Here is a 23697-nt window from a genome sequence, read left to right as displayed (position 1 = left end):
TATATACTTGAACGGCCGGAGCCGTAAAAGCCGTGTGCTAACCTTTGACGGAACCAATCATAACGCCCTGTACGAAATATTTCTGTACGAAGGGGTAGGTAAAAACAATAGGCAGTGTGGTAATAACCATCGTAGCCAGCTTAAGCGATTGGGCAGAGACTGAACCCAGGCCTAAGTTGCTGGCCATCAGGCTGACATTGCTGTTCGAGCTGATGATCTGCATCAGAATCTGCTGGAGGGTCAGCAGGTTATCATTACCGAATAACATGGCATCATACCAGGCATTCCAGTGGAACACCGCATTGTAGAGTGCAATCGTCGCAAGTACAGGCTTAGAGACCGGCAGAACCAGCTGCCAGAATATCCGCAGATCGTTGGCGCCGTCAATTTTGGCCGATTCTTCAATTTCCTTGGGCAAGCCCCTGAAGAAGGTCAGCATGATGATGGCATTAAAGACATTGAACAGATTCGGGATAATATAGACCAGGAAACTCCCTTTTAAATGCAGGTACTTGGCTACAACCAGATAGTATGGAATAATGCCCCCGCTGAAATACATAGTGACAATAGCCATCATGAGGAAAATCCGGCGTCCCATCAGCTCGGTCTTGGATACGCCATAAGCAAAGGCTGCTGTAAAGAGTACCGCAGTTGCTGTTCCGGCAAGCGTCCGGGCGATGGTGATGAAAAAGGCATGGCTCATGCGCTCATCCTGGAACACGACTTTGTAATTCTCCATGGAGAACACGCGCGGCCAGAAGGCGATCCCTCCGCGGGCAGCATCCGTCGGATCGTTAAGAGAAGTAATTACGATATTATAGAACGGATACAGGGTCATAATACAGAGCGCCAGCAGCACCACAACATTCAGGATGTCGAAGGTTCGTTCCGGCCACCTTTTCGTATACGTTAACATGATGTCCCCCCCTCCTAGAACAAGCTCTCTTTGGTTATTTTGCGTGAAGAATAATTGGCGATATACATCAGCACGAAGGCAACGATGGATTGGAACAGGCCAATCGCCGTACCGTAGGAGAATCTGCCTATAACGAGGCCTGTTTTGTACGAATACACAGACAGCACATTGGCTGCATCCTGGGTCATCGAATTCTGCATCAGATACATCTGGTCAAAGTTCGAATTAATGAGCCCGCCCACCGAGAGAATCAGCAGGATAATGATCGTCGGCTTCAGGGAAGGCAATGTAATATGCCAGATCCGCCGGAACCGGCCCGCTCCGTCCACAATAGCCGCTTCATACAGCTGGGGATCAATTCCCGCAATCGCCGCCAGATAAATGATGGAGTTCCAGCCGATATTCTTCCAGATCTCCGTGAATACAACCAGGGTCAGGAACGTATGGGGACTGCCCATCATCATGGTATCGCTTCCAATTATCCCGGTGCTGACCAGCATTTTGCTGATTACGCCAGTCTCCGGATCCAGCAGGGTGTACATTAAGCCGACTACCAGCACCCAGGATACGAAATACGGCAAATACGTCAGCGATTGCACAATCCGCTTGAACCGTTTGAACACGACCTCGTTCAGCAGGATCGAGAGAATGATTGGTGCAGGGAAACCGAATACCAGCTTGGCGATACTGATCTTGAACGTGTTAACCAGTGAGTCTGTAAACGTCGGATCATTGAATAATTCCCGGAAATTCGCCAGCCCCGTCCAGGGACTGTGGAGAAACCCCTGAAAAGGTGTATATTCCTTGAAGGAAATGATTACACCGTACATCGGGATATAGTTAAAAATGATCATCCATAGTACTGCCGGCAGTGTCAGCAACATCAGATACCGCTGCTGCCAGAACCGCTTGGAGGGCAAACTGCTCATAAGCTACATCCTTTCTTCTGCTTTCGATTGTATTCGACTTCTCCTATCTTCCTATGGGTTAATTATAAAATGCCGTCTGCCTGGGTTATATATCAAAAATGAACGCGGGTATCAGAATTCCACGATGTTTGTAAGCGCTATCTTAACAAAGGCCATAGTTCGCTCCCCGGTGGTTGAAGGTTGTACAGAATACAGGAATTTCACTTCTAAGCGGCTTGGAGGAATAGAAATGTTACCTTTTGTACAACAATCTTCGATTAGGACCGACTAAAAAAGCCCCAAACGCATCATCTGCGCTTGAGGCTGACTTATTATCGTGCGGGAACGCCCTGACCCTTAACGCTGCACGAATTCCCTGTATTCTCCAGGAGTCATTCCATAGACCTGCTTATACAGCAGCCCGAAATACGATGGATTCGGAATGCCGATCTGCTCAGCCACCACAGCTATGCGCTGCTTGGTTGTGCGCAGCATCTCCTCCGCACGTGCGAGTCTGTACTCCTGGATGTATTCACTCGGTGTCTTGCCTGTCTTCTTCTTGAAGACCATCCCCAGATGGTTAGGCGAAACAAACACCTCACCGGCTAAATAAGCCAGGCTCAGATCCTGGTTCCCGTACTGCTGCTCAATCAGGTCAATTACCCGGTTAATCAGATAGTCATCCTTGCGGTTCCGCTTCTCTTCCAGCAGCCGGGCCATTTCACCGATAACGCCTGCGGTATAGGCTCTCATGTCCGGGAGACGGCTGCCGGCCAGCAGCGCCTCCATATGATTGGTGGCTACAGCTGTAGTAGCCTGGGCAGCGGGCATCGCAAGCGAGGAACAGCTCTCGATCACACCGCCGAGCAAGGAGGCAATATAGGATCTTCCAGCTCCGGGATGAGCGGCAAGCAAGGTGAACAGCTCGTCCATGACCGGTCCGGTTGCGCCGCCGCTCCCGAGATCATGCCGCAGGCGCTTGGCCAGCTCCCGGAACTGCTGGGTGAACACCTCGGAGTCCTTAGTGAATTGCTTTCTCGCGGCCTGTTCCCCGTCTGCTGCAACAACTCCGCCAAGACCGTTAAATACCGCAAAGTTAAAGGCACTTTGCGATTCCCGGTAGGATTCACTAATGAATGCGATATCCTCCCGGGGGGAGCCAATGCTGATGATCCGGCCGGGTGGATCAATCTGTTCCCGGGCCATATCATCTGCGCTCGCAGGCCGCAGATGAAGAGCCTGCAGCAGCTGCTCAGCAAGCTGTGCCTGCATACTGACCTCATCCTGCTGCAGCGCGATGAGCAGAACGAAGGCCGCATGAATTCCCTTCCCGGCCCCTGCTGCGGCCGAATGCACTAGCACCTGCCGTCCAAGAACACTACGGGCGATCTGCTCCATCTCCATTGTATCGGGCTTCGGCAGCAAGCCCGGCCCGGAACACAGCCACACGGAGAAGGCGTCTGCCTCCAGATAGCCATTGTCCCGGAGTTCATTAATCGTCTGCTGCTGCGTCTCCCCGCCGCCCCGGCCCAGCAGCAGATCCATCACCTGCTGGCGCAGCGAGAGGTGATGCACCGCATCTTTTTCCAGCCGGATAAGTTCCTCTTCCCTCCGCTTCAGCAGCTGATCCTCGCAGCCTTGAACGACCTTGAGCATGGTGCCGAGCATCTCTTCTTCCGCCACCGGCTTGAGCACATAATCCACGGCCCCAAACCGCAAGGCTTCACGGGCAAATCCGAAATCATCATACCCGGTCAGCACAACAATCCGCACCCCGGGAAGCTGCTCCATAACAAGCTTGGCCATCTCGATACCGTTCCTGCCGGGCATTTGTATATCCGTTATGATGATATCCGGCTTCAGCTCCAGCGCCTTGTCCAGTCCCTCGATGCCATCCGCAGCCGTCTCTACTACAGAGATGCCCATGGACTCCCAATCCAGGAACTCTACCAGCCCTTCCCTCTCCCAGCGTTCATCTTCGACGATAAGCATTCTAAACATTGTTCATCCCCCTGGCTGCAAAAGACAAGGTAATAACCGTTCCAATCCCCTGTCTGCTGTAAAGTTCAATATGCTGGGATTCCCCATAAAAGGCCCGAAGGCGTTTGGTTATATTGGCAATCGCAAATCCGCTACCCCGTGTATTGAGAACCTTGCCTTCAATGACAGCCTGGATCATATCCCGCGGCATGCCTACACCATCGTCGATGATACGGATGACCACCAGACCGCCTTCCAGTGCTGCTTTGATGATGATGGTGCCGTGTGAACGCTTAGGTTCTATCCCGTGAATCAGTGCATTCTCCACCAACGGCTGCAAAATATTCTTCAGCGTATAACAGTTTCTGACCCCCTCCTCCACTTCAAAAACCGCATCAAACCGGTCCTCGAACCTGAACTTCTGAATCGCCAGATAGGCCCCCACCATATCAAGCTCATTCGCCACCAGGGTCTCCGAATTCCCTTTGTTCAGTACCAGCCGGTAGAATTTGGCCATGGAATCCGACAGCTTCACGATATCCGGCGCCTTTGCCTTGCGGGCCACCCAGGAAATCGTCGCAAGCGTATTGTACAGGAAATGCGGATTGATCTGGGACTCCAGCGCTTTGAGCTCGGCATCTTTTTCCAGCAGCTCGGATTTGTACACGGTCTCGACCAGATCATGGATCCGGGCAGTCATATGGTTGAAGCTAAGTGCCATCTGGGTGAACTCATCATTCCAGACTACGGGAACCGATACGTCAATGGAGCCTTCCCGCACCTGCTTCATCGCCTTCAGCAGCACCTTCATGCGTGACAGCAGCTTCACCGTCAGATAATACACCAGCAGGCTCAGTATAATGAGTGCGGCAATCAGCACCATGAAGCTGGTCCGAATCGACTGGTTCACTTTATCCACGAAGTTGCTGACCGGAAAAACACCCACAAGACGCTGATCGGGGCCTGTAAGCGGTACCGCAATCACTATGGACCTGACCCCGCCTACCGTTGCCAGCATATTCAGACTGCTGTTATCCCCGGGCATCACCCCAGTCAGCTGCTTAACCATCTCATCGGTCAGCCTATTGTTGTTATTGGAAGCAACCTTATTATTATTGTCGAGGACGAGAACGCTTCCAACCTCCGGGTTGGCATCCTCCAGCGGCTGGAACAGCACACTTTGTGTCACCTCTATTTCGACCAGCCCGTTAACCTCATTATTGCGTCCGGAGAGTATCTTCCGGTTATACGAGAAGACATCGGCTTTGGCTTCCACGTCAGGCCTCGTTGTCAGCAGCTTCTCTAAATGCAGCCCCCGCCAGTCCGTAGAGTTCTGGGAATCCTTCATAAACCTTTCATACTCCCCATCCCCGCGAATACGGTTCATGCTGTAAAAGCCATCATACAGCTCGAAGATCTCCGGAATTGTCGGATTATTCATATAGACATGAATCGAATGGATGTACGTATTCTGCCGCATAATGTTGTCTACAATCGGGGCAACGTTGTAACGGTAGTCCTGAAGCTGAAAGCTCTCATTAATAAAAGCGCTGTCCAGCAGCGTCTGAATCCTCGAATCAAAAGCGATGATCTCCGAAATGTTCTCAATCATGTCCACCTTTTCATCGATCGTGGTCTTGGTCTGCAGCAGATTCTGTTCCATCACGCTCCGCGCCTGGGAAATAGCTGAATTGTACGCCTGCAGATAAATGATGACCCCTGTGATGATGGACGAGACCGTCAGAATCAGAACAAAGACTCCCACAAACTTCGAGGTCACACTCCAATTGTGAAAAACCCGGGTGATCCGCTTCATGAAACCTGTTAGCCCCCTATATGCCTCAACTCCACCCCATCGTAACACCGGGTTCTGGAATAGTAAATTAGGTTTTATGTTCAAGAGCGGGGTAGACCTACGCTGCTGATTGGCAGAGGGCGTTCTTTGAGCGTGGCCCGCTATGGTGATTAGGCATAATTGTTGTACGGAATACAACTCTGGTTGCCAGTTACCTGGGTGTTTGAACGGATTGTTGTACGAAATACAATAATTGTCCCTTGAAATGGCTGGGAGACGTGGAAATGCTGCAAAAAGTACAACAATTTTCGATTCCGGCCAATCTCACGAGGAAAATGTTGTAGTTTGTGCAGGATTTTTAAAAAGCACCTCTGGGTTAAGATGAGGGGGTTCCTGCGTTGTGTTACTAAGCCGGAGGCCAGTGATTCGCATGGTGAAAAAAGTAAATGATCAAAGCAAACAACCGCCTCCCTGCCGCTGAATAGCGGTACCCGGAAGACGGCTTATGCCGCAACCCTAATAGTACTCAATTAACTTAATTGCATCGTCGTAAGACAGGTGTCATCGCTCTCAAAGGTGGATACTTCGGTCTTGGCTTGTTTCCCGTCATGCGTGACGGTGATCTGAAGCTTCTGGTCGCGCGGGAGCCAAAGGTCGATGAACCCGTTAGGCTGAGACTTCAAGGTCTGCTTCATCACTTCCTTGCCTTCGGCATCTTCAATGTATACGTCGAATTCCTGACCCGCCATTTCCCCCTGGCAACCGGTCAGGCTGTGTGTAGCACACGGATGCGTCTTCTGCACATACGGGGCAACTGACAGGAAGAATTCGTTCTCCGGCAAAGCATAGGTGACTTCATTTGGTCCGCCGCTGTCCACGATGAGCTGGGTGGAGGTGATGGAGGCGGATTGGGATGTCAGCGCGCGCGAGCTGTAATCAGACACCATTTGCTTAATGTCCTGAGCGGCCGCCTGACTGACCGGCTGGCTGCTTCCCTGCGCCCCTTCGACGTCCGCCGTATCCCGTTCCCCGCTTCCGGCATAAATAAAGATTCCGATTGCCGCAACCACTGCACATGTGCCCGCCACGATTTGTTTTCGCATACTCTATATGTTCATCTCCTTGTGGAATTTCAGCCTTAATACAAAATGGGATTTATTAGCCCATTTCTTCCCTCAATTCATGCTCCATAAACAGGATATCACGTTTCATTTCCTTCATGCTAGCTCTGGAAATACGTCCGCTCTCGAACATCAGCTGAATGTTGTCACGCTCCAGCTGAATCCCTGCTCTGGACAGCTCCTGCAGAGCCTCTTCAAACTCCCGTTTGGTGGAGGAGAGTGACTCCGTACGGGTCAATCTCCTTTGCCCCCGTTCATAGCGCATAATCATGGCACTGACCGCTTCGGGTTCGGTGTCCCCCTTACTTTGCAGCTCTCTCAGCTTCTCCAAGACGTATGCAAAATTGGCGGACTGCAGCCGGTTCCATTCCTCACGCCGTTCCTGCCTGCTCAGACGCACCTGCTGAATCACACCTACAAACTCTTCCCAGCTTCTGATTGGAACCAGTTCATTCCTGTACTCCGGATCACGGGTGTGCATAAACAGCTGCTTGTTCAGCCGATTAAGATAACGGTAGGCCGTGTAAGGGTTCACCTGCCGCTGCTTCATCACAGTCAGGGTGTACTCTCTTTGCCACTTGAGCGAAGTAACACCAAGTATCCGCTCCATTTCCTCTGCAGCTTCATTCTTCTTCAGCATGCGGATTCTGGAGGTGTAGGTGCTGATCAAGTGGCTCAGGGCCATTCTGGAATCATCCGTAGCCTGATCGTTTAGACCGGCGACTACGTTACGCAGAATTTCAATTTTGGCCTCTATCTCTTCGGCATTATGCTCGGCTTCATTTTCTTTGCCAAGCAACAGCGGCAGCAGATAGTTGGACGCCAGCAGGGTCCAACTAATCACACCCGCCGCAAGAAAAATAATCAGATCCCTGGCCGGAAACCGGGTACCGTCATCCAGAAAGAACGGCAGTGACATCGTACTCGCGAGTGTGATTGTTCCCCGGACTCCCGACAGAGTGAGAATGAGGGCTTTCTTGAACTCCAGCTTCCAGTGTCCCCGCGGCTCCTCCCCTTCGGGAATATCCATAATCAGCATCCAGATCAGGCGCAGGCCAAGAACGGCCGCTGTTAGTAGTAACGTATACATGATTACCTGGAAATTTCCGATATGCGGATTGTTCCAGACCGTCCGTATAATCTCCGGCAGCTGTGTGCCGAGCAGCAGGAAGACCAGGCCGTTCAAGACGAAGATAATGACGGACCAGGTGCTTTTGGACACGATGCTCAGCTTAGCCACCTCGGGATTCATCTGCTTATAGCCGAAGGAATGGGCAATACCTGCGCTGACGACGGCCAGGATTCCATTGACTCCCAGCTCCTCTGCCGCCATAAAAATTGCAAAGGGCGTCAGAATCTCAATCAGCATATGTAACGTAACGTTCTCCATCCCGAGTCTGCGCAGCCATCTGACTATCCCGTATTTAATCAGCGTGAGCAGCAGCCCCAGCACGACACCGCCGATTGAAATGGTAATGAAGCTCAGGCTGGCTGTTCTGAGGGAGAATGCCCCGGTGACCATGGCGGCCACGGCAAACTGAAACGAGACCAGACCCGAAGCGTCGTTGATCAAGGATTCCCCTTCGAGAATTTGCATCGTCTGATGCGGGATTTTGACCTTCTGCTCCAACGCGCCTACAGCGATGGCATCCGTAGGGGCAAGTGCCGCCGCCAGGGCAAACGCCGCAGCTAAAGGTAGAATGGGCAGCAGCCAATGCAGGAAGTAACCCAGGACAGCTACCGTCAGGAAGACCAGGCCCAGCGCAAGCAGCAATATGGGCTTCTTCAGCTTCCATAATGCCACTTTATCCGCAAGCCTGCCGTCGTTGAACAATAAGGGAGCAATGAAGAGCAGCAGAAACAGCTCCGGGTTCAATGTCAGTTCAAAATGCACAGGCAGCCAGGTCAAAGCCATCCCCAGCACAATCTGAATGATGGGCACGGAAACCGAGGGGATAAACCGGTTCACCAGATTGGACAACGAGACCGCTGCCAGCATCAGCAAAATATACTCAAATAATTCCAAGCGATCAAACCTCCATGTCTGCACTCTCTAGCGCTGCTATAAAAATAAAATTCCTATGTAAACTCAGTATAAACGATCTTCGAGCAAATATCCGCCCCGTGCGTTCCGGGCATGCAAGTCAGGCAGCTTAGTTCACAAGCCGGATTGTTGTAAATTAGGGGTTCTGGGGTTGCGATTACGCACTACGCTGTTCCTCAGAAGTCCCTCCGGCAGTAAAGCGGGCTGCCAAAAGCTCAGCTCACAGTGTGCGGACAGCTACAAATTGTTGCATGTAATGCAGCTTTACTCCTGAATAAACCGGGTGCCCGGAAGGATTGTTGTATGAAATACAGGAATATTTAATATATCGGCTTGGTGGAGGAGAAATTCTTGTATTTCATACAACAATTTTGGATAATAGCCGATTTAACGGGAGAATTGTTGTATTTCGAGCAGGATTTTATTTCAGCGGTACACCATAATATGCAAAAAACCGCCCTTCTCCCCGCATAAATAGCGGTGGCATAGGCGGTCTTTAAAGTGTACGAATTCCCCGGCTTATTTCATAAGCGGGTTAACTTCAAGCTCCATTTGTCCGAGCAGCCCGTCCACAGTGGAGCTTTGCGTGTAGAGACTGTCCAGCAGCATCTGGATCTTCGTATCAATCTGCTGCCAGTTCTTATGGCCCGGCGCAATCCGGGCATCGGCGATCTGGTCGAGTACGGCCAGTTGGATGCTCTCCGGCGAAGGCTTGGAAGCCGCTCTCAGGAATACATCCGATTCAAGCACGGATTTCCGGGACGGGACGAAATATTGCGCGGTAACGCTCATGGCTTCTGCGCTGGTGATGAATTTCAGGAATTCCGCAGCTTCCGCCGGATGCCTGGTCTCAAATACAGAGACTCCCGCATAGCCGAGTGAAGTTCCTGTACCCTTCACACCTGCCGGCATGGGAGCGATATCCCAATCAAAATCGGTAACCGCGCGGGCCTTCGAGGTATAGCTGTATCGGTCCGTATACATCCCGATCCGGCCGCTGTCGAAGGTCAGCTCATCGCCCGGAAGCGGATGGACTTTGTCCTTGAACATCATATCACTGTAGAGCTGCAGCGCCTCTTTCCCTTCCGGGGAATTCAGTGCAAAAACCTCGGCGCTGCTGTCAAACAGCTCCGCGCCATGCGACCAGAACAGCGGCAGCAGCGCATCCGACCAGTTGTTCCAGTCGCGGACCAGCTTGACGCCATAGATGCCGCGCTGCGGATCAGTGATGCTGCGTGCGGCCTTAAGAAATTCCTCGTAGTTCCATTTTCCTTCCTTATACAGCTCCGTTGGCGTCTTCAGACCTTTCTCAAGGAACAGGTCCTTATTGTAATAGATCAGCACCGGAGGCGTGGAGAAGGGGATTCCGAACAATCTGTCCTCCCGCTTGAATATATCAAGCGTTGACGGATAAATATCCGCGTAGTTATATCCGGGGTCTTCTTTGACCTCTGCCGCAATGTCCACCAGCTGGCCGGATTCCAGCAGCTGGGGAATCATCCGCTCCGCCAGCCACCCGGCATCCGGCGCGGTACGGGAGGCCAGCATGATCGACAGCTTCTGCTGATAATCGGCAAACGGAATCGTCATGATCTCTACCTCAATCCCGGGATGGAGCTGTTCATATTCATCCACCAGGCCCTCAACCATTGCCTTCTGCGCATCGTTGCCCCAGATGCTGAACTTCAGCTTCACAGGCTCCTGCACAGCCGCCGTCTCACTTCCTCCTGCTTCTTCTCCGTCCCCGGCTATCCCGTCAGTCGCCCCTCTTCCTGCCCCTGAGGAGCAGCCGGCGGCCAGCAGCACCGCAATCATAAGGCTTAGCAGCCTTGTCCACATCATTACGCCTCCTCCTGCCTGTCCCCGGCGGGTCCGGCATTGTTCATCGCTTCCCAGTTCATCGGCAGCCGCAGCGAGACCGTTACCCCGCGATCTGCCGTATTATCAAGAGTTAAGCCGTAAGGCTCTCCATAGAGCAGCCGGAGCCGCTGATGGACATTGCGCAGCGCAAAACCCTTCTGAATCCGGCCGAAGCCGCCCTGCTCCGTCTCTGGACGGGGCCGGGATTTATTCTGAAACAGCTGTTCTTCAAGCTCCTGCATCCGTTCACCGGTTATGCCAAGACCATCATCCTTGACGGACAGCACCAAGTCTTCCTCTTCTACCGAAGCCGTTAGGACAAGCTGCAGCTTGTCCTGGCCCATGGCATGCTCAATAACATTCTCAATCAGCGGCTGCAGAATCAGCTTCGGCACCACGCAGTAATCAAAAGAAGAGTCAATATGGATCATAGCCTGCAGCTTGTCTCCATGGCGCATGCCCTGGATCCGCAGATATGCTTCTACGAATTTCACCTCATCCAGAACGTACACCATCTGCTCCTGATGGCCTACCGTGTAGCGCAGCAGCTTCCCGAGACTGGTCACCACACCCGAAAGTTCCCGGGTATTGCCCTGAAGGGCCAGCATGTTCACCATTTCCAGTGTATTGTACAGAAAATGCGGATGGATCTGGCTCTGCAGCGCAAGCAGTTCGGCTTCCCGTTCCTTCAGCCGGGTCTCATAGACCTCTTTGACCAGACGGTCGATCTCGCCGATCATCGTATTGAAGCCTTCGGTCAGCTGCCCGATTTCATCGCTCGTAGTGACCGTCGCCCGCTCCAGGAACAGCCCCCGCTTCACCTGCCTCATCTTCGACTGCAGATGGGCAATCGGCTTAATCAGGCGGTTCGACAGCAAAATTGCCGCCGCATAAGCAGCCATCAGGGCTACGATGGAGACAATCAAGGTAGAATTCGTTAGTTCACGTGCGTCCTCCCGGAGCTGCGTACGGGGAATCAGCGAGGTGACCTTCAGTCCCGTATAAGAAGAGCAGGCAGATGCAGTAATATAGGATTCGCCCGAATCGGGAAGCCCCCCTGGCCCTGAGTACAGCATAACCTGATCCTTGCCGGTAATCTGCAGCAGACCGCTCCCGCTCGAACGCACTGTGGATACAATCGAACCGAACCCCCGCGCCGTCAGATCCACCTTGACGATCCCCAGCATGTCATTCGTATAGGGCTCACGGATAACCCGGGCCACGGAGATAATCCCCTGCTTCGCCTCTGTATAATAGGCCGCAGTATGCGGCGGAAGGATGGCAAGACCACCGTCCTCCTGTTCAACCGCCTCCATCCAGTCTGCCATGCTGCGGTCCCACCGCTTCCTGACGCTCTGGTCCAGATTACTGAAGATTCCTCCGTCATTGGTGAACACCAGAATGCTCTCAATCTCACCCCGGTCAAAAGCCAGCGAAGAAATAAACAGATTCATCTTCAGCGTCTCATCTGTAGTTAAATAGGTGTTCGCCGAGCCGTTGCCGCTGTGCTTGCGGAGAATCTGCATCATATCCTCATCGTACAGCGGCGTAAGTGTAAGCCGGTCCAGTTCCTTAATATAATGCTCCAGATTGATATTAATCTGGCTCACAACCTGATTGGAGAGCTCGACGGTACTGCGCTCCACACCGGCAGTATATTTCTTATAGCTGATGGTGCCGATCACGAGAAACGGAATCGTAATCAGCAGGCAGAACAATACGATAAACTTGGTGCGCAGCGGCACATATATAGATTGGTTTGAACCTTTTCTGAATGGCATGCGGACAGCCTCCCCAAACTCTGGATACCCACTCCAACATAGCATAATTCGAGTCCGAAGTCAGAGACGTTCTCCCTGGCTGGCGCAATAGCTTCCTCTACAAAAATACAGCAGACAGCACACCTCTTAAGGTTGCTGTCTGCTTACGTGCATAAGGCTGCTGCCTGAAGAAGTCCGCTCAGCTGTTCTCAAGCTCTCCGGACCAAACCTCCGTCTGCCTCCAGAATTCAGCAGCAGTCAGCGTGCCGCTGTGAATCATATAGGCATAATCCAGCAGATTAGGCAGGCAGGGCAGATCCAGCAGATAGCGGCTGAACGCATGCGCGGCGATCTCCGAGGTCCTGGTCACGCTGGCCCGGATGCGCAGCGGACCCAGGGAGAGGCTGCTGATGTCGTCAAGCCGCTTGTTGGTGTATCCCAGCTCTGTGAACTCCAGATCGTGGAACAGCTCATGCGCGAGATGGATGTCTGTGATTTCCTTCAGCGTGAAGGAACGGCCGGGAAGCAGCACACCGGCACACTGCCGCAGTTCTTCCATGGACGATTTATACAGCGTAATGGCGCGCTCCTTGGCTGACAGCTCAATCTGGGCGCGGAAGCGGATCTGCCCGATGGTGCCCTGCCGTTCATTGAGATTGACGCTGATTCCGCGGTCCCGGCAGATGGCCCCGACATCTGTGCCATAACGGGATTTGAATGAAGTGGCCTGCTCCCTGCCGATCGCCAGCGGGCGCTCTACATAATAACGCCGTTTGCTGTGCGGTATTCTGTGGAACAGCAGATCACTTTTGAGCTCGGCATAACCCAGCACAGCATCGCTTGGCAGTGTACGCGCAGCTGTCTTCATCATCCTGTGCACCTCCTACTGATAGACGACAGCGAGCATTTCACTGTTGTCCTCTAGCAGCTGTGTTTCCACTTCGAGAATGGAGAACAGCTGCTCCTTGGTCTGCATCCCGGTCAGGTCGAGCATTTTTTCCTTATAGAAGACAAAGGTCTTAGGGATGGTCGCATTGGCATCCGAATAGATCGTATTCTCCTCCAGGAACGAGGCAAACCGGTCGGCCATATTCTTCTTCAAAAAAGCCAGATGATACGCATTCGTCTTCTTGAAGCGCACCACGCCCTCGCGGTCCAATACACCGATATGGCTGAGCTTCTTCTTCACCAGCCCGAACATGGACTTCTTGATCTCGCTGGACTCGAACAGGAACCATCTGCCGGAGGCCGCCTTCAGCTCCGTCTTGTCCGCCGGCTGGCCCAGCGCTTCCGCTGCCGTCAGCATCAGCTCGTTCACCGGCACCTCACGGCTGGCCAGATCCTTCGAGCGCAGCTCGGTGGAGCCGGTGGCGATCGCCCGCAGAATATTGCGCTGCGAATCAATCTCGATCGTCACGTCCACCGTAGCCTCATTCGCTCCAGACTGGACGATTTTCTCCATAATCTCTGCCCGGATCAGCTTGATATCCCGCTCCGTGGCACCGACCACAGTCTTCTCGATCTGCTCGCGGACCATCGCCATGCCCACGCCGATCGTGGAGATATACGGCGCATTATTGGCAATCTGGTGCTTGAAGCCCTCCTTCGCAGCCATGGCCGGAACCAGCACCGCTCCGCTGCCTCCGCCGCCCACCAGCGTTATAAAGCCGGTGTCCAGCTCATAATCGCTGATCATCTGATTCACCACAGCCATCACCTTGCGGATGGCAATATCTATCGCAGCCCTCGCTGCGTCTTCCGCAGACATCCCGAGATGGGCACCCAGCGCCTGCCAGGCTATTCTTGTGCTCTCCATATTCCCGCGGGCATAATCCTCCTCCGGCACATGGTTCAGCAGATTCGCCGCTCCTGCCAGAGTCAGCGCATATTCATGCCCGCCTGCACTGCGGACGGTGACGTAATCCGGATCGCCTTCGCGCGGGCTGACCAGACCGATGGCGGGCTGCTCCAGATTCTCCTTACCGGTGAAGCATTCGTATTCCAGACCGGCGATATGTGCACTGCGCGGGCCGACATCCGTGATCTTGCCTCCACCGATCTGAATCATGCTGCCCCCGGCAACGGCGAGTGTCCGTACATCCAGCGAACGCAGATACGTCTTATGTCCGCCCACCTGGGCGTTCTCGATCATGACCTTGCCGTTCTTGATCACGGAGATATCTACGCTGGTTCCGCCGACTTCGAAGAAAATACCGTCCGATATCTTCTCATACATCAGGGCGCCGGCCACACCGGCCGCCAGCCCTGACAGCATGGTCAGGATCGGACGCTTGCGCACCTCGTCGATGCTCATGACACCGCCGTCGCAACGCATGATCATCAGCTGGGAGGTAATCCCCGCTTCTTTGACGGCCTGCTCGGTCATGTTGGCGGTCTCCATCATCTTGGGAATCAGGCTTGCATTGACGACCGCTGTGCGGGTCCGTGTCTTCAGCCCGTACAGCTGGGAGATTTCATGTCCGCCGGTGGCGTATACGCCCCGGCTGCGCGCCGCTTCCATCACTATCAGCTCGTTGGCCGGGTCATCGACACTGTAGGCCTCCGAGGCCACAATAACCTCTGCCCCCTGGGCGAGCAGCTGATCGATCGCCTCATCAATGGTTGCAGCCGTAAGCTCCTTCGAATCAATGAACTTGTGATAGGTGGTGAGATATTTACCGGCAGCCAGCTCGATATTGGCCACATTGGTCTCGGAGCGGGCACTGCGGGCATCGAGCCCCGTGCCCATCCCTACGATGCCGACACGGGCAACATCACCTTCGAGCAGGGCGTTGGTCGCCTGCGTCGTCCCGTGGGCGATGAACTTGATGTCACCGGGAAGAATGGCGTTCTCGCTCATAACCCGCTGGATGATCTGGACAATCCCGCTGGCTACTCCGCGTTTATCGTGATGCGTTGTGGGCATTTTGACCTTGGACAGCACCTCAAAGGTCTCGTTGTCTATCGCAACGGCATCCGTGAAGGTTCCTCCGACATCGATGCCGATCCTGATTTGCTTATTGTTCATAGCAGGTTCTCCTCTCCATGAAGCTTATGTCTCTAATCTGCAATCCGTATTCGCCTAACCAAAACTTAATCTAGAAAACGGTCAGACCCGCGATAATCATCGAGATCATCACAGCCGCGAACATCCATGGCAGTGTCTTGCGCAGCGTCTCAATAATATCTGTCTTGGTGTAGTCGGCGATCCAGACATTGTGCGAGTTGGTCGGATCGCTGACAGCCTGCAGATTGCTCACGATACGCAGTGCCAGCATAGCCGCAACTGGTGCCATGCCTCCGGCAACAATCAGTGCTGCGATTCCGCTGCCGAGCCCCCAAACGTTAAGCGGTCCACGGTAAATCGCAAGCGGGGACAGCAGGGTGAAGACAAGAATGTACATCAGCGGACTGGTTGGAATAATGCCTTCAATCAGCGGCTGAATCAACAACGCCACCGGAGGAGCAGTTACCGCGCTGAGCAGCATCCCGATCCCGATCATCAGGCCGAGCGCACCGGCCACATCCTGAATCCCCTCCACCAGCGCACTCGACAGCACATGGATCGGACGCTTCGGTGTGGCGAGCAGCAGGGTGACAACCGCCCCCATGAAGACTGCAGAGACAATATCAACCTTCAGGAAAAATACCAGCAGCACCGGAACAAGCGGGCTGATGAGCGCAATGGCTCTTACGTTCTTGGTATCCTGAGCCTGGAATTCCGGCTTAAGAGGCATGGCCCAGGCGCGGCGGACCTTGCCGTCTTTGCGGGTATAATAGACGATCATAATCAAGGCAATGACAATCAGCGGAACGGCGCAGATCAGTGAATACGAAGCAATCGTGTTCGTTGGCACCTTAAGCACGTCGGTATATATGGCCCAGGTGGAGACATTGAAGACTACGCCGACCGCATTGGCCAGCAGGACAACAAGGCCGCTGACAAAAGGCTTAAGCCCGGCGGTCAGCATAATCGGAATAGCGATCGTTCCGACGAGAATGACCATACCCAGTCCGTTGGCAGCCGAGAAGATTACAGACGCAGCGAGGAAAAAAATAATGGCGATTGCCAGCGGCTTGTCACCGGCCAGCTCCGCCGCCTTGCGGATAATGGTCTTCGTGATGCCGACCTTGCTGAGAATCTGGCCGAACCAGGCGCCGAAGATCAGTCCTGCGATGGCGGTAGACAGCTTCATGGCCCCGCCGGCGAGCACACCCTTGGTGATGGTGAAGGTGTCCGGGTTATCGGACAGGAGCGGGATGCCCGCGATCGCCGCCAGCAGTATCGCCATCATCGGCAGGGCGAGCAGCGTGGTCAGCTTGCGGGTCATCATCAGGCCCACAAACACAATGAATACTAGTAAAATGCCGATAATCTGCACAGTTTCCAAACCAATTCCTCCTAAAGTTTTGTGAAATATACGTTGTTATAAGAATTATTGTGCTTAATTACCATCGGAAACCAAGCAATCTTGGAATCAAATGAACGTTATAGATTAATCTTGAAAATGACCACCTCCGTATCACCTCCGCGCTTCCCGGTCTTTGAGAGTAACCAGTGTGGGGTGTAAGAAGCTAGTAACAGAGCTATAGCAGCAGTAGCAGTAGCAGTAGCAGCAGCAGCAACAACAGCAGCAGCAGCAACAACAGCAGCAGCAGCAACAACAGCAGCAACAGCAGCAACAGCAGCAATAGCAGCAGCAACACATTTAATTGTATTTCATACAACTAAAAGCTGGCGAAAAGCCGGTTTTATCAGAATAACTGTATTCTGTACAACTAAAAATAACGGTAAGTCCCCTTTTGCGGAATATGGGGGATTATAACTGTATCAAATGCAATTAAAGCCTTCACAGCGCAATAACCGCTCACTTTAGTTGCACAAAATACAGTTAGAGCGCCGCCCGTTACACCTCCAGATAAGCACCATGCGCCACTAGTGTCTGCTGCAGTCTGCTGCAGTCCACCTGCTGGACAGGAACCCCTACTTTTACAGCCAATGCCGCCGCAGTTCCGCCCGCCTGACCGATTGCCCCTACCGTTGGAGTAGTCCGCACAGCCGCCTGGGCTTCAAAAGTAGCAGAGAGGCATCTGCCGACTACTATCAGGTTGTCGATTTCGTTCGTGATCAGGCAGCGGTAAGGGATGCCGTACATCGCCCCCCATTCCAGATGATCCGTTGCGGTTCCTTCACCGTCCGGGCTGTGAATATCAATCGGATACCCGGAGTGGGCGATCACATCCGCAAAGGGCTTCACCGACAGAATATCCTGCGCAGTTAGCGTATACACGCCTTTGATCTGGCGGGAACCGCGGACGCCGATGGACGGGCCTGTGGAGACTACCACAGAATTTTCAAAGCCGGGAATATACTTTTTCAGAAAAATCTCCAGCTCCCGGCACTGCCTGCGCCCTTCAATCTCTGCCTCGCTGAGGCTCCAAGGATCTGTGCTGTCCTTGCCCAGAATCCGTGTCGTATTCATGATAATCTCACCGGGATTGCTCGTCTCGAAGAACAGCACATCCTCTCTCGGAATACTGATCTCGCCGCGCGCCTTGGCCTCCCGGAACTGCTTGTCGAAGCCGGCGACAGATAATCTGGCCGCCGAATCCATCACGGTGATATCAAGGTTCATGCGAGGGAAGTCCTCGCGGTGCTCCCGGATGTACGCCTTAATCTTCTCCGTGTCCACCCCCCTCATCTTCATCTTCAGTGTCATCGGCTGTGACTGCTCATCGGATTCACGGCCTTTGGTGAACGGAACCCCGGACCAGGCAGCCAAGTCCCCGTCTCCGGTAGCATCAATGAACACATCCGCCGTAATCCGGCTGAGTCCTCCCTTGTTGCACAGGGTAAGCGACTCAATGCGTCTGCCGGACACTTCAGCTCCCGCCAGCATCGTATGATACAGCACCTCGCCTCCGCTCTCCTGGAGCATCAGATCCAGCTCGTATTTCATCGCTTCGGCATCGAACGGTGTCACCGAATAGGTATAGTTCGTCGCGTCCGGGATATGCCCCGGTGATTTGCCGAGCGCCTGGAGCCGCTGGATCAGCTCATCAGTGATCCCCTGGATAGCCTGCTTATGCCCGGCATGAAAAGTCATCATCGGCCCGACGCCCGCAGCAGTCAAGGTGCCGCCGAGGAATCCACCTGCCTCAATAATCAATGTCCTGGCGCCTGCCCTTGCTGCTGCAATGGCCGCGATCGAGCCGGAAACCCCGCCGCCTGCTACAACAACTTCATATTTCCGCATCATTACTCCTCCTTTTCCCCATTAAGTTAACGGTTACATTACAGCTGTTCCCTGTACTGCGTGGGAGTGCTGCCCGTATAGTCCTTGAATACCGCCATGAAATGCTTGGAGCTTAGATAGCCTGATAATTTCGCTACCTCATAGATTTTGAGATTCGTTTCCTTCAGCAGCTGCTTGGCCCGGTTCATCCGGCACTCCGAGACATAATCCGTAAAGTTCTGCCCTGTTTCCGATTTGAACAGCACTGACAGATACTGGTGATTCAGATGCACCTGCTCCGCCATATATTGCAGTGAAATTTCCTGATCCAGCCGCTGGGCAACCAGTTCTTTCACTTTACGGATCAATTGCCTGCCCTTCAGGTCTGTTCCGCCCTCTTCCGGCTGGTCGGCCTGGCTGCTCCGGGTTCCGTACTTGCGCCTGTAATCCCCCAGTGCCTGGGCCAGCTCCGTACGGTCAACCGGCTTCAGCAGATAATCGCTGATGCCGTATTTGATCGCCTGCTTCGCATATTCAAAGTCGGCATACCCGCTTAGAATTAGAATGTACAGATCAGGGTACTGGTCACGGACCCGCCGGATCATCTCCAGACCATTCATTTCATTCATTCGTATATCCGTAATCAGAACATCCGGCTTCACGCTCTTGAGCGCCTCCAGCGCAAGTCTTCCGTTCTCTGCTTCACCGACCACCTGAAAGCCGCCGATAACCTCCTCAATCAAATGTTTGAGGCCAGAACGGATCAGGGCTTCATCTTCAACCAGAAACAGCTTGTGCAAGCCTATCCCTCCTCATCCACAATATCCGGGCCGCCGCGCCCGCTTTCGCCGGGCTCCAGAGGTTCACTTCTGGTGAAACGCTTACACTATCAGTATAAAATCTGCACACCTTCAAAGAAACGGTCCGCATTCGAGAAAAGGTATGAAATTTCGAGATTTCTCCGTATCCATCCCTGATGATACCAAAACGGATGTCCTTAACGCCGGTGATCCGGCGGAAAAGACATCCGTGTGTACTTGCTTTTGCACACAGCTACTCAGAGACCTGCTTCCTTACAAGTCTTGCGCTGCTGTGCTGTTATCATACAGCTCAATTAATTCATCGAAGGAAGAGATAATAACATCAGAGCCCTTCAGTTCATCCTGCCGTCCGAATCCGGCGTACGCACAGCCGATGACCGTCTGCCCGTTGCCCTTGCCCGCCTCCACGTCAGACGAACGGTCGCCCACCATCCAGGCGCTGCTGATATTATGATTGTCCAGCAGGAGTCCAAGCAGCTCCGTCTTGGTCGCGGTTCCTTGTCCGCCTGCACTGTATAAGCCCTCGAACAGCTCTTTCAGCTCATGCACCACGACGATGCTGTGAATATAATCCTCCAGCCCGTTGCTGGCGACGAACAACTTAACTCCGCGCGCGTGAAGTGCACGCAGCGTTTCCACTACCTTAGGATACAGGACTGTTCCCCCGGCTTCCAGACCTTCGATCTCCAGCTGCAGCAGCAGCTCATCCGCCCGGCGGTGCACCGCCTCATCCGCTTCCGGCATCACGTTCTTCCAGATTTGTGCCAGCAGCATGCCAAGGCTGCCCAATATACGCTCCTCCGGCGGAGTCGGCCCGGAATACAGCCCTTCTTCGCGCAGAATATCAAACATTTTATGATAGGCCGGTAATAACAGGCTTTCCGTCTGGAACAGCGTACCATCCATATCAAATACGATGGCTTCCGGTTTGTTCAATTTCGGCAGTTGTCTGTGCTCTGCCTGTGTCTGTTCTTCATAACTCATAAGGTGACCCATCCCTTCCAAATTGTTCTGCATATGACCCTCTGGTTCCTCTGGAGCATCCATTACACGACCTTAATGATATAGGAAAGAAGCACGTATTGTCTACGAACCTAAGAATATGTATTGATTTTATTATTTCATAATGATATATTACATATTGTCATATAACACATTGATATAAGGAGTGCTTGCACAATGAAATTAATTATTCAGTTTCTCAAACAACCCGTAACCATCGTCGGGATTATTACTGCGCTGCTGTTTCAGGTCTTTTTCAGCCTCATCTGGATCACCGGCTACGATCATGTCACCGATCGGGTAGATCAGCTGCCTATTGCCATTGTTAACGGAGACGGCAGTGCGGCCCAGTCCATCGCTGACAATATATCGGCTTCTCTGGACTTCGAGCAGGTGAAGGGCCTCTCGCTGGCAGAGGCGCAGGAACAGCTCGGACACCGTACCCTCCGGATGATTATTGAGCTTCCCCAGGGCTTTACTGCTTCACTAAACGATCTGTCGGCCGGGGCCAAGATCCGTTATTATCTGAACGAATCCAATCCGCAAATGGTCTCTAATGTCATGCAGGGCGTAGCAGCCAAAGTCACTGCTGCCCTGGATGCAAAGAGCAGTGCTGCGGGACTTGGCGGCGTGCTCACTGCCATGAAGCTGCCGGAAGCAGAAGCCGCAATGATTCGAAGCAGTGCGGCAAGCCGGATCAGCTCCGATGTGCAGATTGTGAATCCGGCTGCCAACTTCGCTGAAACCATGGTTCCGCTAATGGTCGTTACGGCTTCCTTCACCGGCGGTATGCTGCTGGCGATGAACCTGAGCAAGGCCTCCGCCAGTCTGGCCGCTGTTGCCGGCAAATGGCAGCGTCTTAGCGCCCGGTATGTGCTGATGGCCGGCACCGCACTTGCCGGCTCACTCATCAGCGCTTCACTGCTGCACGTTCTCGGCATCCACTCTTCACAAGGCTTCCTCGGCATGTGGATGTTTGAATTTGTCGTCATCCTCTCCTGCATGACGGTAGCCAACCTCAGCCTTGTGCTGCTCGGCGACGCCGGAGCGTGGCTGAACATTGCGCTGCTGTCCATGCAGATGCTGAGCTCCGGGGCAACGATTCCCCGGGATGTACTGTCACCCTTTTACCAGTCGGTCGGCCAATTCTTCCCTGCTTACTATGCTGTGGACGGCATGCTCGATCTCGTTATTGGCGGTGAGGGTATCCTGCACGACATGCCGGCGCTGCTCTATATTGCCGCTGTTGCTACGGCAGCCAGTGTGCTGCTTACACTTCTCCGCCGGGAGAAAGGCGCAATCCGGGCCGAAGCGGCAGCCAATGCCTGAGCACCGGCGAAGCTTCTTAGCCCCTGACACCTTCCCCGAGTTCAAATTGAGTCCGGCAGCACAGATGTGATATGGTAGGAACGAGAGAGAGGAGCGGCAGACGTTCATGAACATTCAAGATGTAATACTCGGGATTCTGAGTGAGAAGCCCCATTCCGGCTATGATATCAAGCGGCATTTCGAGGAGTATTTCTCCTTCTTCTTCGATGCCAGCTTCGGCACGATTTACCCTACCTTAAGCAAGATGGAGAAGCTGGGTCTGATCTCCAGGGAAGCGGTACGCCAGGAGGGCAAACCGGATAAGAACTTGTTTACAATTACCCCCGACGGTGAACAGCACTTCCAGAAGTATTTACGTCAGCCTGCGGAGAAGGAGGTGCTCCGTTCCGACTTCCTGATGCATCTGTATTTCGGGGACATGGCGGATGAAGAGACGATGCAAACCCTGCTCCGCGAAGCCCTACGGGCCAAACAGGAGATGTACGATGATCTGGAGCATAAGCTGCAGGAGCTGGACAAGATCGGCAAGCTGACGCCCTCCCAGAAGCTCTGTATTGAGCTGGGGCTGGTGCAATACGATGCTTTTATCCGAAGAGTACAAAGTGCACTGGAGAGTTAGAAAGCATTGTTAGTTCTGACTCCCCGCATCATATCCGAAATGACAAAGACGGCAGCCCTGAGCCTACGCCCGGGATCTGCCGTCTTTGTTTGTAATATTTAAAAGGGACCGCAGTGCAAACACGGTAAAGTGTCTGTGCTGCGGTCCCTGCCGTCATTATTTACGGTGCGGTTCAGAGCAAAACTTATATGTGGTCAAAGCTTGCAATCAGTTCGTCGAGAACATCTTTGCTGACCATTTTGCCTTTGAAGTTGATCAGGTTCTCGGCACTTCCGGAGAAGATACAAGTAGGTTCATATTTTCTGAGAATGATCTTTTCGCCGTCCACAAAAATTTCGAGCGGGTCTTTTATGTCAATTCCCATCGTTCTGCGTAGTTCAATCGGAATCACGATACGTCCCAGTTCATCTACTTTTCTTACAATACCTGTTGCTTTCATCATTATGCATCCTCCCTTGAAATAACGCTTAATTCATCATTCAGTGTTAAAAGCTATCAAAGCTTCTAAATAGTAGAAATGATTATGCTATATCTGCATTGTAAAGTGCTATTTCTTTCCTGTCAATTTTATTTCTACATCTTTTGATATTTATCGACAAATTATTCGACAAAGTTTAGAGCATATTCGACAAAATAATAATCAAAAGTCTTTTATATCCATTTTATTCTTTAATAAGTATTTCCCGGCACAAGTTAATCTCCCGCCGCCCAAACTGGTAAGCAGGGACTATACGCCGCCTTCACTTGACAACAAAGTTACACTATCTATATATTTTAATCACTATACTAAATTGGAGTGTTTCCATGAGCGAAGAAGCAGGGAAAGAACAAGCCATCTATAAAGTCATGGATCATATGGCCAATGTGCAGCAGAAATCACAGGCTTTCGTAGACCTGATAACCAAGAAGGAATCACTGTCGCAAAATCAGATCATGCTGATGTTTCAGCTTCAGCTTACGGGCTCCCTTAACATTACGGATATCTCTGAGAGATTTGTGATTACACCGGGTGCCGCATCCTTCATGTGCGATAAGCTGGAGGATCTGGAGTATGTCGAGAGAATACGCACCAAAGAAGACCGCAGAGTGGTTAATATTGTGCTCACCGAACATGGCAAACAGCGTATTCTGTCCTTGTTCGATAAATTTGCAGTGGCCGAGCTCGATAAAATATCCACGACGCTGCAGACCATCGATGACTTAATGGGCAGAATTGTACAGTAACAGCAAAGCTATTTCATCCTGCACAGACTGCATTTCCCTTAGGGAAGTGCAGTTTTTTTGTGCATATCCACAAAATATTATA

At 52.7% G+C, this 23697-nt stretch carries 18 protein-coding genes; 3 read left to right on the top strand and 15 right to left on the bottom strand.

Translation table 11 applies throughout. The features are described 5' to 3' along the window. Nucleotides 1–37: 37 nt before the first annotated feature. The 14 genes from PBOR_RS11010 to PBOR_RS10940 form a co-directional block, all read right to left on the bottom strand. A complete protein-coding gene (locus PBOR_RS11010; protein ID WP_042211710.1) occupies nucleotides 38–916 on the bottom strand; it encodes a carbohydrate ABC transporter permease in 879 nt (292 codons plus the stop codon). Between the two features lie 14 nt (nucleotides 917–930). Next, nucleotides 931–1845: an ABC transporter permease gene (locus tag PBOR_RS11005; protein ID WP_042211709.1), complete on the bottom strand. Its 915-nt coding sequence runs from the start codon at nucleotides 1843–1845 to the stop codon at nucleotides 931–933. A gap of 336 nt (nucleotides 1846–2181) precedes the next feature. Next, nucleotides 2182–3825 carry a response regulator gene (locus PBOR_RS11000; protein ID WP_042211708.1) on the bottom strand — a complete coding sequence of 548 codons (1644 nt, stop codon included), beginning with the start codon at nucleotides 3823–3825 and terminating at the stop codon, nucleotides 2182–2184. Further along, nucleotides 3818–5620 (bottom strand): sensor histidine kinase, encoded by a 1803-nt coding sequence (locus PBOR_RS10995; RefSeq protein WP_042211707.1) that lies wholly within the window; start codon nucleotides 5618–5620, stop codon nucleotides 3818–3820. Before PBOR_RS10995 ends, PBOR_RS11000 begins: the two co-directional genes overlap by 8 nt. Before the next feature lie 509 nt (nucleotides 5621–6129). After that, a complete protein-coding gene (locus PBOR_RS10990; protein ID WP_042211706.1) occupies nucleotides 6130–6702 on the bottom strand; it encodes a CueP family metal-binding protein in 573 nt (190 codons plus the stop codon). A 55-nt stretch (nucleotides 6703–6757) separates the two neighbouring features. Next, complete coding sequence (locus PBOR_RS10985) at nucleotides 6758–8746, bottom strand: Na+/H+ antiporter (protein ID WP_042211705.1); 1989 nt, start codon at nucleotides 8744–8746, stop codon at nucleotides 6758–6760. 537 nt (nucleotides 8747–9283) lie between these two features. Further along, on the bottom strand, nucleotides 9284–10606 hold the full coding sequence (locus PBOR_RS10980) for an ABC transporter substrate-binding protein (protein WP_081971995.1): 1323 nt from the start codon (nucleotides 10604–10606) through the stop codon (nucleotides 9284–9286). Beyond that, the gene (locus PBOR_RS10975) at nucleotides 10606–12405 is read right to left on the bottom strand and encodes a sensor histidine kinase (RefSeq protein WP_042211704.1); all 1800 of its coding nucleotides are present in this window, start codon (nucleotides 12403–12405) and stop codon (nucleotides 10606–10608) included. Before PBOR_RS10975 ends, PBOR_RS10980 begins: the two co-directional genes overlap by 1 nt. Nucleotides 12406–12583: 178 nt before the next feature. Next, nucleotides 12584–13255, bottom strand: coding sequence for a hypothetical protein (locus PBOR_RS10970; protein WP_042211703.1), 672 nt, complete (start codon nucleotides 13253–13255; stop codon nucleotides 12584–12586). A 12-nt stretch (nucleotides 13256–13267) separates the two neighbouring features. After that, the gene (locus PBOR_RS10965; protein ID WP_042211702.1) at nucleotides 13268–15412 is read right to left on the bottom strand and encodes a hydantoinase/oxoprolinase family protein; all 2145 of its coding nucleotides are present in this window, start codon (nucleotides 15410–15412) and stop codon (nucleotides 13268–13270) included. Nucleotides 15413–15482: 70 nt separating this feature from the next. Next, on the bottom strand, nucleotides 15483–16766 hold the full coding sequence (locus PBOR_RS10960; protein ID WP_245648246.1) for a citrate transporter: 1284 nt from the start codon (nucleotides 16764–16766) through the stop codon (nucleotides 15483–15485). 525 nt (nucleotides 16767–17291) lie between these two features. Then, nucleotides 17292–18644, bottom strand: a complete 1353-nt coding sequence (locus PBOR_RS10950) for an FAD-dependent oxidoreductase (RefSeq protein ID WP_245648127.1) — start codon at nucleotides 18642–18644, stop codon at nucleotides 17292–17294. 35 nt (nucleotides 18645–18679) lie between these two features. Next, nucleotides 18680–19420, bottom strand: a complete 741-nt coding sequence (locus tag PBOR_RS10945; protein WP_042211700.1) for a response regulator transcription factor — start codon at nucleotides 19418–19420, stop codon at nucleotides 18680–18682. A gap of 273 nt (nucleotides 19421–19693) precedes the next feature. Further along, nucleotides 19694–20425: an HAD family hydrolase gene (locus tag PBOR_RS10940; RefSeq protein ID WP_042219233.1), complete on the bottom strand. Its 732-nt coding sequence runs from the start codon at nucleotides 20423–20425 to the stop codon at nucleotides 19694–19696. A gap of 195 nt (nucleotides 20426–20620) precedes the next feature. On the opposite strand from PBOR_RS10940, the gene PBOR_RS10935 reads away from it, so the two are divergent. Continuing rightward, complete coding sequence (locus PBOR_RS10935) at nucleotides 20621–21772, top strand: YhgE/Pip domain-containing protein (protein ID WP_042211699.1); 1152 nt, start codon at nucleotides 20621–20623, stop codon at nucleotides 21770–21772. Between the two features lie 106 nt (nucleotides 21773–21878). Next, entirely contained in the window at nucleotides 21879–22391 is a 513-nt protein-coding gene (locus PBOR_RS10930; RefSeq protein WP_042211698.1) for a PadR family transcriptional regulator, read from the top strand. A gap of 184 nt (nucleotides 22392–22575) precedes the next feature. Here PBOR_RS10930 and PBOR_RS10925 read toward each other — a convergent pair whose 3' ends face one another. Continuing rightward, nucleotides 22576–22833, bottom strand: a complete 258-nt coding sequence (locus PBOR_RS10925) for an AbrB/MazE/SpoVT family DNA-binding domain-containing protein (RefSeq protein ID WP_042211697.1) — start codon at nucleotides 22831–22833, stop codon at nucleotides 22576–22578. Between the two features lie 362 nt (nucleotides 22834–23195). Here PBOR_RS10925 and PBOR_RS10920 point away from each other — a divergent pair, with 362 nt between their 5' ends. Continuing rightward, the gene (locus tag PBOR_RS10920; RefSeq protein ID WP_042211696.1) at nucleotides 23196–23615 is read left to right on the top strand and encodes a MarR family winged helix-turn-helix transcriptional regulator; all 420 of its coding nucleotides are present in this window, start codon (nucleotides 23196–23198) and stop codon (nucleotides 23613–23615) included. The last annotated feature ends 82 nt before the right edge of the window (nucleotides 23616–23697 follow it).

The organism is Paenibacillus borealis (genome assembly GCF_000758665.1).
GTDB lineage: Bacteria > Bacillota > Bacilli > Paenibacillales > Paenibacillaceae > Paenibacillus_AQ > Paenibacillus_AQ borealis.
This window is presented reverse-complemented; position numbering and strand designations above follow the sequence as displayed.